Annotated in this window: 14 protein-coding genes; 9 read left to right on the top strand and 5 right to left on the bottom strand. The window is 37.1% G+C overall.

Features of this window, described 5'->3' with window-relative positions; translation table 11 throughout:
* Nucleotides 1-155 precede the first annotated feature (155 nt).
* Nucleotides 156-818 (top strand): hypothetical protein, encoded by a 663-nt coding sequence (locus GH715_RS11165; RefSeq protein ID WP_153835522.1) that lies wholly within the window; start codon nucleotides 156-158, stop codon nucleotides 816-818.
* Between the two features lie 39 nt (nucleotides 819-857).
* Here the strand turns inward: GH715_RS11165 and GH715_RS11160 are convergent, their stop codons facing one another.
* Nucleotides 858-1,076 (bottom strand): hypothetical protein, encoded by a 219-nt coding sequence (locus GH715_RS11160; protein WP_153835521.1) that lies wholly within the window; start codon nucleotides 1,074-1,076, stop codon nucleotides 858-860.
* Nucleotides 1,077-1,194: 118 nt separating this feature from the next.
* On the opposite strand from GH715_RS11160, the gene GH715_RS11155 reads away from it, so the two are divergent.
* Together GH715_RS11155 and GH715_RS11150 are read left to right on the top strand one after the other, a co-directional pair.
* Nucleotides 1,195-1,659 carry a GNAT family N-acetyltransferase gene (locus GH715_RS11155; RefSeq protein ID WP_153835520.1) on the top strand — a complete coding sequence of 155 codons (465 nt, stop codon included), beginning with the start codon at nucleotides 1,195-1,197 and terminating at the stop codon, nucleotides 1,657-1,659.
* Between the two features lie 5 nt (nucleotides 1,660-1,664).
* On the top strand, nucleotides 1,665-2,198 hold the full coding sequence (locus tag GH715_RS11150) for a DUF4269 domain-containing protein (protein ID WP_153835519.1): 534 nt from the start codon (nucleotides 1,665-1,667) through the stop codon (nucleotides 2,196-2,198).
* A 165-nt stretch (nucleotides 2,199-2,363) separates the two neighbouring features.
* On the opposite strand, the gene GH715_RS11145 is transcribed toward GH715_RS11150, so the two are convergent.
* On the bottom strand, nucleotides 2,364-2,942 hold the full coding sequence (locus tag GH715_RS11145; protein ID WP_153835518.1) for an NAD(P)H oxidoreductase: 579 nt from the start codon (nucleotides 2,940-2,942) through the stop codon (nucleotides 2,364-2,366).
* A gap of 117 nt (nucleotides 2,943-3,059) precedes the next feature.
* Between GH715_RS11145 and GH715_RS11140 the strand changes: the two genes are divergently transcribed.
* The 5 genes from GH715_RS11140 (at nucleotide 3,060) to GH715_RS11120 (ending at nucleotide 10,717) form a co-directional block, all read left to right on the top strand.
* On the top strand, nucleotides 3,060-3,893 hold the full coding sequence (locus GH715_RS11140) for a LysR family transcriptional regulator (RefSeq protein WP_163578610.1): 834 nt from the start codon (nucleotides 3,060-3,062) through the stop codon (nucleotides 3,891-3,893).
* Nucleotides 3,894-4,057: 164 nt separating this feature from the next.
* Nucleotides 4,058-5,521 carry a protein adenylyltransferase SelO gene (locus GH715_RS11135; RefSeq protein ID WP_153835517.1) on the top strand — a complete coding sequence of 488 codons (1,464 nt, stop codon included), beginning with the start codon at nucleotides 4,058-4,060 and terminating at the stop codon, nucleotides 5,519-5,521.
* Between the two features lie 188 nt (nucleotides 5,522-5,709).
* Nucleotides 5,710-7,221: a glycoside hydrolase family 43 protein gene (locus tag GH715_RS11130; RefSeq protein ID WP_153835516.1), complete on the top strand. Its 1,512-nt coding sequence runs from the start codon at nucleotides 5,710-5,712 to the stop codon at nucleotides 7,219-7,221.
* A gap of 73 nt (nucleotides 7,222-7,294) precedes the next feature.
* Nucleotides 7,295-9,601 carry a polyprenyl synthetase family protein gene (locus GH715_RS11125; RefSeq protein WP_153835515.1) on the top strand — a complete coding sequence of 769 codons (2,307 nt, stop codon included), beginning with the start codon at nucleotides 7,295-7,297 and terminating at the stop codon, nucleotides 9,599-9,601.
* An 81-nt stretch (nucleotides 9,602-9,682) separates the two neighbouring features.
* Nucleotides 9,683-10,717, top strand: coding sequence for a LacI family DNA-binding transcriptional regulator (locus GH715_RS11120; RefSeq protein ID WP_153835514.1), 1,035 nt, complete (start codon nucleotides 9,683-9,685; stop codon nucleotides 10,715-10,717).
* 66 nt (nucleotides 10,718-10,783) lie between these two features.
* Here the strand turns inward: GH715_RS11120 and GH715_RS11115 are convergent, their stop codons facing one another.
* The 3 genes from GH715_RS11115 to GH715_RS11105 all read right to left on the bottom strand — a co-directional run bounded on the left by GH715_RS11115 (nucleotide 10,784) and on the right by GH715_RS11105 (nucleotide 15,855).
* The gene (locus GH715_RS11115) at nucleotides 10,784-13,759 is read right to left on the bottom strand and encodes a glycosyl hydrolase (protein WP_163578609.1); all 2,976 of its coding nucleotides are present in this window, start codon (nucleotides 13,757-13,759) and stop codon (nucleotides 10,784-10,786) included.
* 390 nt (nucleotides 13,760-14,149) lie between these two features.
* On the bottom strand, nucleotides 14,150-15,529 hold the full coding sequence (locus GH715_RS11110) for an alanine/glycine:cation symporter family protein (protein ID WP_153835513.1): 1,380 nt from the start codon (nucleotides 15,527-15,529) through the stop codon (nucleotides 14,150-14,152).
* 101 nt (nucleotides 15,530-15,630) lie between these two features.
* Nucleotides 15,631-15,855: a hypothetical protein gene (locus GH715_RS11105; protein WP_018932490.1), complete on the bottom strand. Its 225-nt coding sequence runs from the start codon at nucleotides 15,853-15,855 to the stop codon at nucleotides 15,631-15,633.
* A 176-nt stretch (nucleotides 15,856-16,031) separates the two neighbouring features.
* Between GH715_RS11105 and fabI the strand changes: the two genes are divergently transcribed.
* Entirely contained in the window at nucleotides 16,032-16,811 is a 780-nt protein-coding gene (gene fabI / locus GH715_RS11100; protein ID WP_153835512.1) for an enoyl-ACP reductase FabI, read from the top strand.
* The last annotated feature ends 74 nt before the right edge of the window (nucleotides 16,812-16,885 follow it).

The following is a 16,885-nucleotide window of genomic DNA, read 5'->3' as shown; positions in this document are numbered from 1 at the left end:
TAGGTGTTTTTTCTTGTCCCGTTTTACTGGGTCAGTTCAGACTTCAAATTGGAGTCTTTTTATTTTTCAAGTGAATGCGATATGGTTATTAGCTCCTATGAATGTAGAAAAAAGAATAACATACACTATAAAAAAACGTTTAGGAGCGAACCTTAGTGGATTTCTATTTATATATTCTTATCACTCTGTCTTATATTGTTTTATTGCTAGTAGGCTTCATTAAAAAAAGTGGAAAAAATATAAGGAGTCTTACTTTCTTTCTGTACCTAGTCATAGCAGGTTTAATCGTTGACAATGCCATTATTGCCTTTGGGAAATTTATTGGAACAGGTCCCTTTTTGGAAAAACTCCATCTGCTTCGCTACTGGATACATGCTATTGTTACGCCAACACTTATTCTATTTTGTTTAGGTGTATTACGAAAATTAGGTAAAAAGCGATTTCACTCCATAAGAACAATTAGGATTATGCTTACTTTCACATGTGTTTTAATACTAATCGAAATCATGACAGTGGTAGCAAAAATCGAGCTAAAGCCTGTTTCAGAATACGGTATTTTGCATTATGTTCCTGAAACTGAGATAGAAGGATCACATTTAATGATTATTTGTGTTAGTGTAATTCTTCTTGTTACAGGATTTATTCTTTATCGTATTACCAAATGGAAATGGATGCTGACAGGTACCATTATAATGGGAATCGGTAGTGCTCTACCAATTGAGGTTGAAAGTACAGCCTTTACTAATGCTTTGGAGCTACTGCTGATGATCAGTTTAGTGGCAACCGATCTTACTTTTTCAAAAAAAGAAAACACCTAATCCACCTCCCTTGTGAATAAGGCGTTTCGCTACTCACAGTTATTCTACATTAACCCGTAAAACAATGTTGTTATGATTAAGAGACCATACGGAATTTTTTATTTTCAGGCTTTTCTCAAATCGTTCAATCCAAACCTGATTTGCTTGAAATAAAGCTGTAATCTGAGCATTGTTTAAGACCGCCTCTTCTATATCTTCGTTCTTCTGATTCAGAAATACTACCTGAATCGTATCACCATTCTGATAAGCTGTACGCATGATCAATCTCCTCCTTTTTCTATCACATACGTTGTTGAGCACATAAACGTTTCATATCTTAACCTTTTGTTGGAAAAGTTGTTATAATAAATATAATTCTCGAAAAATGGTGATTGTCATGAAAATAAGAAAATTAAGATTAGATGAAACGAAACCGATGGAATTATTACTGTTAGCAGATCCCTCTCCCTCTATCATTAAATCATATCTAGATCGAGGAGAATGCTATGTTGCTGAGTTAGAAAATAGAATAATAGGTGCCTATGTCCTGCTTCCAACAAGACCTCATACAGTTGAACTGGTTAACATTGCTGTTGCAGAAGAGCACCAAGGAAAAGGAATAGGTAAAAAATTAATTTCAGATGCTATCCAAAATGCGAAAAAGCACGGATATAAGATAATAGAAGTCGGCACAGGCAATTCTAGCATTAGTCAGCTCGCATTATATCAAAAGTGCGGTTTTCAAATGGTGGGGATTGATAAGGATTTTTTTATCAAGCATTATCAAGAGAAGATCTATGAAAATGGTATTCAATGTCGCGATATGATACGTTTATCGCAGGATTTAGAGGGACGGGTATAAATATCATGTGTAGAAGACTTGATTATTTAAAAAGAGGAACTCAAATACAACAGCATGCCTATTACACCCTAACAGAATTAGAGATAATGCAGGACCTAAAGATATATCATCCTGTTCTCTGCGGTACGATTCCAATAGATATTGCGATTGCAGAATCTGATTTGGACATTATCATGGAAGTGTATAATCTCACAGAGTTTAAGCAAACACTCGAATCTTTATACAAGCATTTAGATGGTTTCAAAATAAAAACAACGAATATAAGAAATCTGCCGGTAGTTAAAGCAAATTTCTTCTTTAAAGGATTTGAGTGTGAATTGTTCGGTCAACCACAACCTGTAGAGCAACAAAATGCCTATCTCCATATGCTTATAGAAAGTAAGTTATTGCAAGAAACTCCCAATTTGAAAGAAGAGGTTATATTGCTCAAAGAACAAGGTTATAAAACCGAACCTGCTTTTTGCAAAATGATAGGTTTAACAGGATTAGACCCATATGAAGAACTTTTAAAATATGGCAGAGAACAAGGATGGATATGAAAAGGAGAATATTATAAAAGTGGCCATTAAATGATGAAAAGTGGCCATAAAAGTCTCGAAAGTGGCCATAAAACTGCCAAAAGTGGCCATTAAATCCCGAAAAGTGGCCAATAAACATCCAAAAGTGGCCAATAAACAAAATGAGCCTGAGTGATAGCTCCCATCTCATGATTTTTCTCCATATCTCAGTCCTAGTTCATAAGCCTTTTTCAGCCACTGTTCCATATTTTCAGGCTTTTCTTTAATTGTTTCATACAATAATTCGAATCTGGAAGTTCCAATCCCACAATAATCTGCTAATGCTACATTAAAATAGTGTGTGATCATTTGATCATATTTCCTTTTAGTAAATCTTTCTATAGGTGCTCCGGCAAGACTTAACCATAGTACATGTTGATGGGGTAATTTACCTGGTCCATAGGCAAAACTGTAATTCCACACTCTATCAATGTAGCCTTTTAACAATGCTGGCATGCTCCACCACCAAAGTGGAAAAACGAATGCTAATCCATCGTATTGCTTCAATCTATCCATTTCCTGATGTACTCTTTCTGAAAACTGCTGTTGATCAGTGCTCCAGTCTGGTTCATCCACTTCTTTTAAAATAGGGTCAAAATCGCTCCGGTATAAATCAAGAACATCTACTTCATGTCCAGCATCCTGCAATCCTGCCATCATACGTTTAGCAACAGTGAAGGTTAATGAGTCTTGACGGGGGTGGGTTACAATCGTTAACACTTTCATAATAATCTCTCCTCTTGTTCTTTTCTTTATTTCATTATATAGTTGTTTTATAGTTCAGTAAAATTGATATTTCCGATAAAATGATTCAGTATAAATGATATAAAGAGGGTGGAAAGAGTGGAACTGAGACATCTCATTACATTTAAAACAATCGTTGATGCTGGTGGGTTTAAAAAGGCTTCAGATCAACTAGGCTATGCTCAATCTTCTGTAACGGCACATATCAAGGAATTAGAAGAAGAACTAGAAAAGCCTTTATTTGATCGAATGGGCAGAAAGACAATCTTAACACAAGCAGGTCATGATTTTTATCCATATGCACTGGAGATTATCGAACTCTATGCAAAATCAAAAGCCGTTGTCAGTGAAGGAGAGGAGCCATCAGGTCGATTGACCATTGGTGCTAGTGAATCCTTAATGGTCCATTGGCTTCCGGACTTATTAATGGAATTCACGGAGAAATACCCTAAAGTTGAATTAGTCTTAAAATCACTTCAGTATGAAAATATTACCGCACAGTTAAAAAGTGGTGATATAGATATTGCTATCCTTGTTGAACTACCAGATTGGCAAGTAAGTGAATTGCACATTAATCAGATTAGTGAGGAAAGCCTAAGTTTGATTAAAGGTAAAAATAAACGTGAAAAGCCAGAGCGGATGCTGATAACAGAATACCAGTGTAGTTGGCGACCAATTATTGAAGATTATATCAAAAAAACGGATACTGCTATTTCTAAGATAGAATTACCTAGTTTGGAGGCCATCAAAAAATTAGTAATCTGTGGCCTCGGTGTGTCGATGCTGCCATATTTTGTGGTCAAAGAAGAACTTCATAACGACCAATTAGAAGAGATAAAAAGTATCTGTCCATTAGGAATTTACTCAGCGATCAATAAAGATAAGTGGCTATCGAAGAACATGAAAGCTTTCCTCCATTTATTAAATAGTTAGGGAAGTGGTAGGTTCCAATTTCATTCCCGTGAATAAGAAAGGAAAATGCAACTCATATTAATACAAGAGCTACTTGTGTTATGCTAGATGTAGCATTCTCCGGTAATCCGGTATGTAATGACCTAAGTGAATGAGATAGTCGATGTCTCATGAAAGGAGATAGTATGACGGTAACAACAAATGAAGGTTGGAATTTAGATAATAGTTATCAACGATTACCTGGCATCTTTTATTCGCGTGTTCAACCTACGCCAGTAGATGACCCGGAAATCGTAATGTTTAATCGTGAATTAGCAACTGAGCTTGGTTTAGATGCAGAGAGCATGGAGGATAGTGCTGATCTTTTTTCTGGCAATCGACTGCCTGAAGGTGGACTTCCGATTGCACAAGCATATGCAGGTCATCAGTTTGGCCATTTTACCATGCTTGGTGATGGAAGAGCGGTCTTACTCGGTGAACATATCACCCCTGATGGACAAAGAGCAGATATTCAACTCAAAGGTTCAGGAATGACACCGTATTCCCGTGGAGGTGACGGTCGGGCTGCATTAGGTCCGATGTTACGTGAATATTTAATTAGTGAGGCAATGTACGGCTTGAAGATTCCGACAAACCGAAGTTTAGCTGTTGTAACGACAGGAGAGTCTGTTGAACGTGAAGTTGCATTTCCTGGGGCTATTTTAACCAGAGTAGCAAATAGCCACCTTCGTGTCGGAACATTTCAGTATGCCAGACAATGGGGAGAAAAGGAAGACCTGCAAAAACTCGCAGATTATGCAATAGACAGACACTACCCAGAAATAAAAAACGATGAAAATAAATACTTATCTTTTCTTAAAGCGGTGATCAAGAACCAAGCTGCACTGATTGCAAACTGGCAATTAGTAGGTTTTATTCATGGTGTCATGAATACCGATAATGTGACGATCAGTGGAGAGACGATTGATTACGGTCCTTGTGCGTTTATGGATACGTACGATAAAAGAACAGTTTTTAGCTCCATAGATGTTCGTGGACGTTACGCTTACGGCAATCAGCCAGATATTGGTGGCTGGGATTTATCCCGTTTTGCCGAAGCGATCTTGATATTATTGGATGACGATGAAGATAAAGCGCTTGAAGCCGCACAGGATGTAATTAAGGAATACTTGCATCTATATGAAAAAAATTGGCTTGCAGGAATGAGAAAGAAATTAGGCTTGTTTGACGAAGAAGAGGAAGATCTAGCATTAATTCAGCGTTTGTTAGACTTGATGGAACAGCATCAGGCAGATTTTACAAACACCTTTCGTTCGTTAACATTAGATCAATTCGATAAAACGGTGAGACTTTTCCAAGCAAACGGCTTTGACAAATGGTATGATAAGTGGCAAGCACGATTAGCACGACAGAACGAAACAACTGATCAAGCACGACAATTAATGAAAGAAAATAATCCGTCTATTATTCCTAGGAATTATCTGGTTGAAGAAGCTTTGGAAAAAGCGGTAAGTGAAGAGGATTACAGTGTAATGGAAAAATTATTGAAGGCATTGTCTAATCCATACGCATACTCTGAAGAGCAGGAAGAATATGCTGTATTGCCACCAAAGCCAGATGAACCATATCAGACATTTTGTGGAACTTAATAACACTTAGGGCTGCTATTCGAAGGCAGTCCTTTTTTGTATAAACGAAAGTATTCTAAAAACCGTAAGAGAAGATAAAGGTAATACATGAGTTAGATAATCAGCAATTGATTAATCGATCTGTTTTTGAAATAATTGTTTGTATTAGGCGGATAATTGAAATGTTAAGTTTAGGGGAGGGCATTTAAATGAGTATTATAGTAACTAATCCAATCTTCTGGTCAGATGTACCTGATGTCGATGTAATTAGAGTAGAGTCTACTTTCTATATGGTAAGTACAAGTATGCATTCGATGCCAGGTTGCCCAATTATGAAATCGCATAACTTAAGAGATTGGGAGATTGTCTCTTATGTATATGATAGCTTAGAAGCTAATCGGGCACATCAATTAAAAGATGAAAAAGGGATCTATGGTCAAGGCCAATGGGCAACAAGTTTACGTTATCATAATGATACATATTATCTTTGTTTTTCAAGCAATGATATGAATCAATTCTACGTTTATCAAACAAAAGATATCGAAAATGGTCCATGGACTCGATCGGTGATTGATGGTATTTATCATGACCCAGCATTACTGTTTGATCAAGACAGAGTTTTTGTTATTTATGGATGCGGTGACATTCGTATTACGGAACTAACTGCAGATCTCACAGCCGTAAAACCGGATGGAGTCGATCGCTTATTACTCGAAACACCGAAAGAAAATATCGGGCTACGTTGTGAAGGTTGTCATGCCTATCAATTAAACGGTGAATTTTATTTACTTTTTATCGAATGGCCGTCCGATGGTAATCAGCGGAGAAGGCAGGTTTGCTATCGCTCCACAGAATTATTGGGAAAGTATGAGCGAAAGGTTATTCTCGATGATGATATGGGCTATCGCAATAAAGGAATTGCTCAAGGTGCGATCTTTGATACACCAAATAAGGAATGGTACGCGATGTTGTTTCAAGATCATGATGCTGTCGGGAGAATTCCATATATCCTACCTGTAGAGTGGGAACAGGGCTGGCCGATGATCGGTATTGATGGGAAAGCACCTGAAAAGCTTGAAATAAATCTTCCTGCTGATGACCCTAAACCATTAGTAATTAGTGATGATTTTGAATATGGAAAAAATGAATTAGCGTTAAATTGGCAATGGAATCACAATCCAGATTCTTGCTATTGGTCAGTTACGGAAAGGTCGGGTTATTTACGACTTACAACAGGACATTTGACAACAAGTGTTTTAACAGCACCAAATACATTGACACAACGAACAGAAGGACCGGTATGTAGTGGTACTATTTTGCTTGATGCATCCAACATGAAGTTAGGAGATTTTGCAGGGTTAATCGCGCTTCAGAGCAATTTCGGTACAGTTGGCATCAAACGAAAGGAAAATGGTGAATATGCTGTGGCGATGACAATAAACGATGGAAATGATCAGGAAAAAGTAGTGGAAGAAAAAAGGTTTACTAACGAGCAAATCTACTTAAAAATGATATTTAATTTTGCGGATAGTGTTGATGAAGTAACCTTCCATTATTCTGCTGATGGACAAGACTGGCAGCCAATCGGAAAGACCCTTCAAATGAAATATACATTAGACCATTTCATGGGATATCGAATGGGGATATTCAACTACGCTACCAAGGAAACTGGTGGTTATGTAGATATCGATTATTTTCACTATGATAAAAAGGAAAAATAACCGACATGTTTCATCTATTTCCTTCATAAAATGATATACTACAATTAACTAATATGATAAGGAATGGACATATATGCTAGATCACCAATTTCAAAAAAATGAAAAGAAGGCACATACCTATTTTCAAGCCTTAGTGCAACAGTTAGAGAACCCACAGTTTACGGCAACATTAAAAGCAGATTTGCAGGACTATCAAGAAAAGAAAAAAGCATCTTTCTGGAATTATGACAATATAGCAATAAAAGAAGACCAACAATTCCTACAACAACTAGCGAAAAAAGGAATGCTTAATGATTATTTACATCGAAGTATTTCCTATATCTATTTACGTGATTTAGGGAGAGATATTTCCTCAGACAAAGTGCAACAAAGAATCGCAGCTGTAACCGAGGATGTGAGAACATATTTACAGCATCATTCGAATCAAGAATGGTTCAGCTTGGCGAAGCTTTACCGACTAGCTGAAAAGGAATCATTAGAAGCAACCTTTTTCTGGCTGATTGAGAAACTAAAGCATGTGTCATCACTCATTCCAGAAGGATTGGATAAAGTGCATGCACAACGGAAATTAATCAAAATAATAGCTGGTGTATTAATGCATGAAATAGAAGAATTACAAGGGGAAACATCTCAGCAAGTCAGGGCCGAGCGTTTGGATAAAGCAGTCCGGATTGGCTATTGTTACGGTCTAACCTATCCATTTATTGACGACTTATTGGATGCACCTATATTGTCGAATCAAGAGCAGGGGCAGTTTGCCTCTCTTATTCGACACACGTTACGAACAGGGGAGATTATCCCTTTTACAGCATGGGATGGGGATAATCGTGAGATTGTTGAACCAATTTACCGTGAATTAACTAATGCCTTTCAATATTTGGAGAACAATCAGCCACCAGATAACCTTGATAATTTTTATCAACATGCTTATTTGTTTTTTCATGCCCAGGAAATAGATCGCAATAAAAGGTTAGATAATCCTAATTATACGAATGAAGAATTGTATATACCGATTATTTTGAAATCTTCCTCATCGCGAATGATTGTGCGCTCGTTTCAAACCTTTTCAGCGAATGATCAGGTCGAAGAGCATATGTTTTATTACGGTATATACAATCAGTTGGCAGATGATCTAGCTGATATCGATCAAGACATGGCATCGGGTAGTGTGACACCATATACGTATTTTCTTAAATACCGAGATAAACGGCCTGATTTAATCAATCCTTTTGAGATGTATTGGTCAGTCATCTCTTATTTAATTCATCATGTCTATCAAAATGATGAAATAACGCGAGAGATCATATTAGATCGAGTGACGAATGGTCTGAAACGATTAAGAAAACTTCTTGGCATGCAGCAATACAGAGAATTGTTGCAGACATTTTCTATCAGTCCATCTTTTATTTCCTTTTTGGAAAAGATGGTAGAGCGAACGAAGAATGTTGCTTTCTTTGATAAACTACTCCGTGACAAAATGATAGCTACAATCGATCAGCAAGATAAAGAGAAAGTGAAATTCCAACGAACATTGGAAAGTGCGCGTCATGCCATCAATCAATTCTTAATGATTGAACCTAAAGAACAACATGCTATCATTGATGCTGCTAATTACAGTTTACAAGGGGATGGCAAACGATTAAGACCTATCATGACTTGGGTGATGGCAACAGAAGGGTTTGGTTTGGCAGGTAAGGATGTTATTCCATTATTGAAAGCTATCGAATATATGCATACCGCCTCATTAATTTTCGATGATCTACCTTCACAGGATAATGCACCAATACGTAGGGGAAGACCAACCGTACATGAGAAATATAGTAGTGCTGTAGCAGAGTTAACCGCCTTATGGATGACGCAAAAAGCAGTACAGGAACAGACGAGGTTACGAAGATATGATGCAGACAAAATCTTAGACTTGATAGCATATTCGACACAAATGACACAAGACATGTGTAATGGACAGTTCATGGACCTAGAAGCGAAAGGAAAGCAATTGTCTATTGAGGAATTAACGAAACTCTCTTTATATAAGACTGGGATCGGATTTGAAGCAGCGTTGATGATGCCAGCCATCGTTGCAGGTGCAAAGGATGAAGTGATAGAGGCGATCAAGCAATTTACACATCATGCGGGAATTGCCTTTCAGATTAAAGACGACTTGTTAGATCTTGAAGGAGACTCAGCTGTTTTAGGAAAACAAGCAGGTATCGACCGGCAAAATAATAGCTCTACTTTCGTCACAGTGTTAGGTGAGGAACAAGCTAAGAAAGAAATGTGGAAACACTATTGTGGTGCAGTAGAAGCTTTGGAGGCTTTGCCAAAAGACATCCCATTTTTAAAGCAGTTAATGCATTTTATCGTAAATCGAGAAAAGTAAGCTCAGCCGAATATCCTATATAAAATTTCTTTCGTTTAGAAATGTAATATGATGGGCGGATGTACGTTAGGAGTGGAATGTATGCCTACTATATACGATATAGCAAAAAAAGCAGGTTTTTCAATAACAACTGTTTCGAAAGTATTAAATAACTATCCAGATGTTAGTGAAAAAACGAAGAAAAAAATATTGGAAACCATCGAAGAGATTGGGTATCATCCAAACTCCAATGCGAGGTCATTAATGACAAAGAAGTATTGGACCGTTGGGGTAGTTTTTATTGAGGATCTTGATATTGGGATGAAACATCCTTTTTTTAGCGCTGTTATTGAAAGTTTTCGAAAGAGAGTAGAGGAGTTCGGTTATGATTTACTATTTGTTTCTCGCAATGTAGAAAATCAAAAACGAAGTTATATTGAACGATTTAAACAACGTGGAGTCGACGGTATAATTGTTGTTTCACCATTAGATTTCAACAAAGAGGTAAAGGAACTATTAGAACATGATATGCCTAGTGTGTTTATTGATTTAAGTAGTAAACATGTAAGTGTAGTGAATAGTGATAATGGCTATGGAAGTGAGCTAGTAGTGGATTATCTTTATTCATTAGGGCATCGCAAAATAGCTCACATCGCCGCAGACGAAAAAACTTTTGCAGGTAGAGAGCGACGAGAAGGATTTGAAGCAGCAGTAAAAAAATATGGATTAGATTTACCAGAAGAATTCATTGTAAATGGCGGTTATTTTGAGTTTGAAGCAGGGTTAGAGGCGATGACAAAACTGCTCATTCTTAAAGATAGACCTACAGCCGTTTTTGCAGCGGGGGATATGATAGCACTAGGAGCAATGAAGGCTATTCAAAACCATGGCTTAAAAGTTCCAGAGGATATATCTGTAGTTGGCTTTGATGATATTGAATTGGCAAAACATACAACACCACCTTTAACTACGATTAGACAGGACACAGATTTACTAGGAATACAGGCTGCAGATTTATTGTTAAAACAAATTGACCAGAAGAAGAAGATACCATTAAGTATTACAGTACCTGTTAGTTTAGTGGAAAGAGACTCTACTATGGCTATCGACAATGAGCCCAAAAGTCTCTCTAAATAACAATAACAGACAAACATCCCTGTATAGCATGATCTATACAGGGATGTTTATTTAAATGTATAATAGTTATTCTATAAAATAATGAGGAGAATCATATTGTAACCCTTCTTTTTCATAAGTAAACCAATATTCTAAATGATCTTCCTGTGAAAAGTTGTTAATCGTTTGTTGCCAGTCACCACCATTATTAGTCATACGGAAATTTTGTTGAATAGAACCATTCACTACGTAATGAATGTCTACGTATTCTGCCTCTGTAGTTGGCGTAAATGCAATAAATAGCTGATTATTGGTATCATCTTGTTGAACGTTGACAGTGTAATCATCTGTTGAATGGTTTTCATCCTCTTCATCATCAGCAGGCAGGGTAGATATTTCAAACCAGTTTATGTTAAACTCAAATCCTGTTGCATATAACCTTAATTGATGGACACCTTCTGGTAAATGTATAGTCGAAGATAATGTTGTCCAAGATTGCCATCCTTCTGTATTTGGAACATCTATTGTATCTATAGTGTCATCATTTAATAGTAGCTGAAATTGTCCATTGAACGTATTACTTGCAACGCGATAATCGATATAGTAATCGCCCTCGGCTGGTACTTCAATTGTATAGTCCAACCAATCTCCAACATCAAAATAACCAATATTTTCTCCTCCACCTATATCTGTTGTTGTTTCATGTTGGATACCATACATATCTTGATAATCTTCAGCTTCTATCTTGGCAGGAAGGATTACTTGATTTGGCTCTTCACTTCCATTATCGTCATCTTCGTTCCCATCATCATTAGTACTGGTTGTAAAACTATTAGGTTCTGCTGTTAACGTATAACCATCTGAAAATTGAACCGTTTTTTGTTCATTCGTCATGTTATAGACAACGTAGGTTTTGTTTCCAGCCTTATTGAATACCGCATATATTGGATAATCAGCTGTTATAGAAGGATCGGCATTGCCTAAAACATCAAGATTATAAATCCAATGATATAAATGAGCTTTCGAGTTCCCGGCCTCAGGAGTTAAATTGTCGATATTCGACTCATAAAGTGATTTGGCATCTTCGATATTAGAAATGGCTCTATACATATAGATCAAATCTTCCCATACATCGAAATCGGTTCCATTATTCTCGTTAATTAAAGCTTGGTAATTTTTTTCTGTATAAGCAGGATAGTGTGTTAAATAAAGAGAAGCACCTGTAATGGGCAACCAATTTATGCCATGGACTTCTTCAGGGTTAGCTGTCCACCAAACAGCATCTCCAACCGTTTTTCCACCCCATATCATACTAGCTGTAGAACGAGTGAAATCCTCATGGTGGTTAGTTTCATTTACATCAAACCAATATTCATTAATGGCATTCATTTCAGTTGTATATAAATAAATACCCAGATCTCTAATGGTTTGATCATTAGTAGCTTCTCCCCATAAAATTAAACCTGCCCATGCATTCATCGCTTCGGAAGAGGATTCATTATTATTTCCGTCATCAAATCTAGCATGACCGGATGCCCAAGAGTGTCCAGCATAAGGATCAAAGTTTCGCAGGAAAGGGAATTGATTATCATTTCTATCCCAATTTGCAATATCACGAATTAATAATTTAACCATTTGTCCCCATTGATCATCTTCGGCCCAATTTCGATCAACCCGGGCGATTTCTGCAGCAGCTTTAATGAAATATCCATAATGAAAATGGTGATCATTTAATTCCTCAGCACTTCCAAAGCTATCAGGATAACCAATTAAAGTTCCCCAATTATCATTATAGTAAAATAGCTCGGAAGTATTTAAATTCCCTTGTGAATCACTAGCTGTAAACCAATCCTCTAACCGACTTTTTATTTCAGTTCGGAAATTATCTGCAGCAGTAGAATCTCCAGCTTGTTCTGCTATTGGAGCTAATGTAGCTAATTTTCCTAATCGTTTACCTAGCCAGTACGTATCTGGAGTATCTGTATAGTCTTCATTTTCTGCTTCGTCTATAAATTGGGAGAGTTGTTCTAAATCATACGACCCTTCATTAGGTAGTGATGGAAGTACTCCAGTAAATTTCATTTTGGTTTCGAATTGAGATCCTTCGGCTGTTTTCATGAGGCCTCTTACAGAATTATAGGTATAGTCTAGTAATTCTTGTGAAGTGTTTTTCCATTGATGTGGGTAGAGAGCAAAGATGGTACCATTATTTGACCCTTCTTTTGCGGTGGTTGTGTATTGATAAGTCGTAATTACTTCGCTTGTTGTTTCATCGTAATGCCAATCCACTTTTGTGTCGGTAACATGAGAATAAGCATATTCTTGAAATTTAGCTAGTGTCGCTTCTGATTGATCTGGCAATGCAACAATCGAGAAGTAATCTTTATTATTTAAATGATTAGTTAATGTGGAAGTACCAATGCCATCCCATGTACTACCACTTGGGCCAAATAATCCATAATGACTTCCTTCAATCGTAATACCAAGGACGGGGCTGTTTGCATCACCGGACCAAATGGTAGGAGAGGTATAAAAATCTATTTCCGGATTACCTCCTGTAAAAGTAAAGAATACAAAAGGAGAACCATGACCGTAAGTTACATTCATGGTATTATTACTTTCTTGAAATTGTGTAGAAACAAACCAGTCATTAAAATTGTCCACTTTTGTATCTGGGAAGGTATTAACATTAGAATGACCAACGGTAAAGTCATGGATGTCATTAATCCATCCGCAAACACATGCATCATTACCAGTTATTCTGTGACTAGGGTTATAAATTCTAAAACCATCCTCTTGATTTTTAACAGCTAACGGATGTGGATACTGAGCGGTAGAGTATTGATCCCAAGCAACATTACTCCACCAATCATTGGTAGGCATCTTTTCGTCTACCTGTGGAGTTTGGTAAATCGTTTCCTGTACATCTGTAGCTCCTGGAGGTAATTGATTAGAATAAGACCCTAATCCCAATTTCTCTTCACCTTCAAATCCTAGTGTGTCAACAGGGAAAGTAAGCACTATTATGAACATTAGAAAACAAATTTTTAATATATATTTCACAGAAACCCTCCTCTGATTGTTTACGAAAGCGATTTCGATAAAAACCGAAATACCTCCTTTCTGAAAAGATAAATGTAATCGCTTTCTAATTGTTATTTTTTAATAAATCATGCGTTATGTCAATGGTTTTTATGAAAAAAATATAATAAATAGGTAAATATATTTAAATAAAGCGCTTTCGATTATTGGTGAGTTTAGAAGGAAAACTAGTTCAAAAGATATTTTTAGTGAGGGATCCAACCAAAAAGGTCCCGACCATCTCAGATTACGATGGCGGAACCTTTCCTTTCTTATTCTTCCCATTCTTTTTTTACGGCAGCTAAAGTAGCTCCTATAACTTGATGCATATCATAATATTGGTATGTGGCTAACCGCCCACCGAAAATACCATTACTTTTCTTCTTTTTTAACCTTCAAAAACTTATTCGTTTCTGCCACGACAATACCAGATAATGCTAGTAGACCAATCAAGTTTGGAAAGGCCATTAAACCGTTCATTACGTCGGAGAAGTTGAATACAACATCTAGTGATACAACTGCGCCGATAAAGACGAAGGCGATGAAAATATAACGATAAACTCTGACACCTTTAGCACCCATCAAGTAATGGATAGATTTTTCACCGTAATAAGACCATCCAAGAATCGTAGAAAAGGTAAAGAATAAAATACCAAATGTTACAATGTAAGACCCTGATGTCCCTAGGAATTGAGCAAAGGAAGCACTAGTTAATGCTGATCCATCTAACCCAGCGTCCCATTGGCCTGCCATAACAATGGTAATACCTGTAATCGAACAAACAATGATCGTATCAAAGAAAACTTGTGTCATCGAAACCAACGCTTGTCTTGCTGGATAATCAGTTCGGGCTGCCGCTGCCGCAATTGGTGCAGAACCTAAACCAGCTTCATTGGAAAATACACCACGTGCTACTCCATAGCGGATGACGGTACCAAGGATACCACCACCAACAGCACTACCAGTAAACGCATCTTCAAAAATAAAAGAGATTGCTCCAGGCACTAAATCAAAGTTCAAAACAATAAGAATAAGTCCACCCAAAATATAAAATGCACCCATCACTGGAACAAAGAAAGCAGTCACCTTACCAATACTTTTAATCCCGCCAATGATAACTAAAGCAGCTAAAACGGTAAAAACAATACCAGTAATAAATGGACTAATCGAAAAAGATTCCTCTAATGATGAAGCTGCCGTATTAGACTGCACCATGTTCCCAATACCAAACGCCGCAATTGAAGCGAAAATCGCAAATAATACACCTAAAAATTTACCAATTGGTTTGTTTTTTAGACCTCGTTCCAAATAGTACATCGGACCGCCCGACATTTCGCCATTTTCATTTTCAACACGGAATCTCACAGCTAACAATGCCTCCGCATATTTGGTAGCCATGCCGACTAATGCAGTAATCCACATCCAAAAGACAGCACCAGGTCCCCCTGCAACAACTGCTGTAGCGACACCGGCGATATTACCAGTACCGATGGTTGCTGCCATCGCTGTCGTTAATGCCTGATAATGACTGATATCCCCTTTGGACGATTTATCCTGGTTTTTGCTGAAGGCTAGTTTTAATGCATAAGGTAACAACTTAAACTGCAAAAAGACCAGTCGGAATGTTAGATATAAACCTGTCCCGACTAATAAAATAAGTAGGGGAGGTCCCCATACCCATCCGCCAATCTCACCAAGTATCGCTGCACCTTCTTCGTTAATTGTGCTTAACCAATCCAACAAAAAATCCATTACACATCCCTCCTATTATTTTAAGAAAAGCTTATTATTAAAATTATTCCAATAATAGTGAGAGAATGCAATAGTATAGGGAAAGTTTTTAACATAAAACGTTAATAATATTTAGACGTGAGATAAAAAATAAATAGAATTAAACCTCCAAAACCGAAAATATATGTTAAAAAAATCGGATTGAACAGTATCGGGTGTTTCGCTGTTGCTTTCGTATCTGTATCATGTTCACCTTTTTGTTGATTTACAGTTTTGCCGACCTTTAATGTGTAAAGTAGCGAAATGAGCGCAATGATAATACTGATAATCGCTAATCCTATAATCATATCCATCACCTGTCTTTTTTCTTAACTTTATCTATTTTAAACGGTATTATACACATATGAATCATTTTTATTTCGGGAAAAATATGTTATAGTAAAGATAATTAGCAGTAGGTACTAACACCAAATATTAAGTAAAACTCAGTTAAGGCATAATCAAGTATTATTAGGAGGACGTTATGGAAGATTTATTAAAATTAAAAGGAAAAAATGTCGTAGTGATGGGTGTAGCAAATCAGAGAAGTCTGGCATGGGGCGTTGCGCAATCCTTGCATCAAGCAGGTGCCAACCTAATTTTTACGTATCGTAAGGAGCGTTCTTTAGCAAAACTAACAAAATTGCTGGAAAAGTCAGACCTAGACGCAAAGCTGGTACTTCCTTGTGATGTCAACAATGATGATAGTATCAAAGAAGCATTCAGTAAAATTGCTGATGAAGTCGGTACCATTCATGGTGTCGTGCACTCAATCGCTTTTGCACATGGAGAAGATCTGAAAAACCGTTTTGTTGAAACATCTCGTGACGGCTATGCATTTGCACAAGATACTAGTGCATATTCATTAATTGCAGTAGCTCGTGAAGCACAGCCTTTAATGGCTGAAGGTGGGTCGATTATGGCGATGAGTTACTTAGGTGCAGAACGTGTAGTGCCAGGATATAATGTGATGGGTGTTGCCAAAGCAGCATTGGAGTCTACTGTTAAATACTTAGCGATGGACTTAGGAGAACATAATATTCGTGTAAATGCTATCTCTGCTGGTGCAATCAAAACGTTAGCTGCCAAAGGTGTTCCATCATTCAATGAGATTTTACACAAAATTGAAGCAGAATCGCCTTTAAAACGAAATGTGACACAAGAAGAAGTGGGAGACATGTCAGTAGCAATGCTGAGCCACCTATCCAGAGGTGTTACCGGAGAAATCGTTTATGTAGACTCTGGTTATAATATTTTAGGCTAATCTAAAAGACAAACAGACCATTCAAGGTTTGTTTGTCTTTTTAAATGTGGAAAGAAGGTATCGAGTGTAGAAAA

It is taken from the genome of Gracilibacillus thailandensis (assembly GCF_010994055.1).
In the GTDB taxonomy this organism is placed as follows: Bacteria; Bacillota; Bacilli; order Bacillales; family Amphibacillaceae; genus Gracilibacillus; species Gracilibacillus lacisalsi.
The sequence above is the reverse complement of the archived record's forward strand: the minus strand, read 5'-3'. Positions and strand labels throughout refer to the sequence as shown.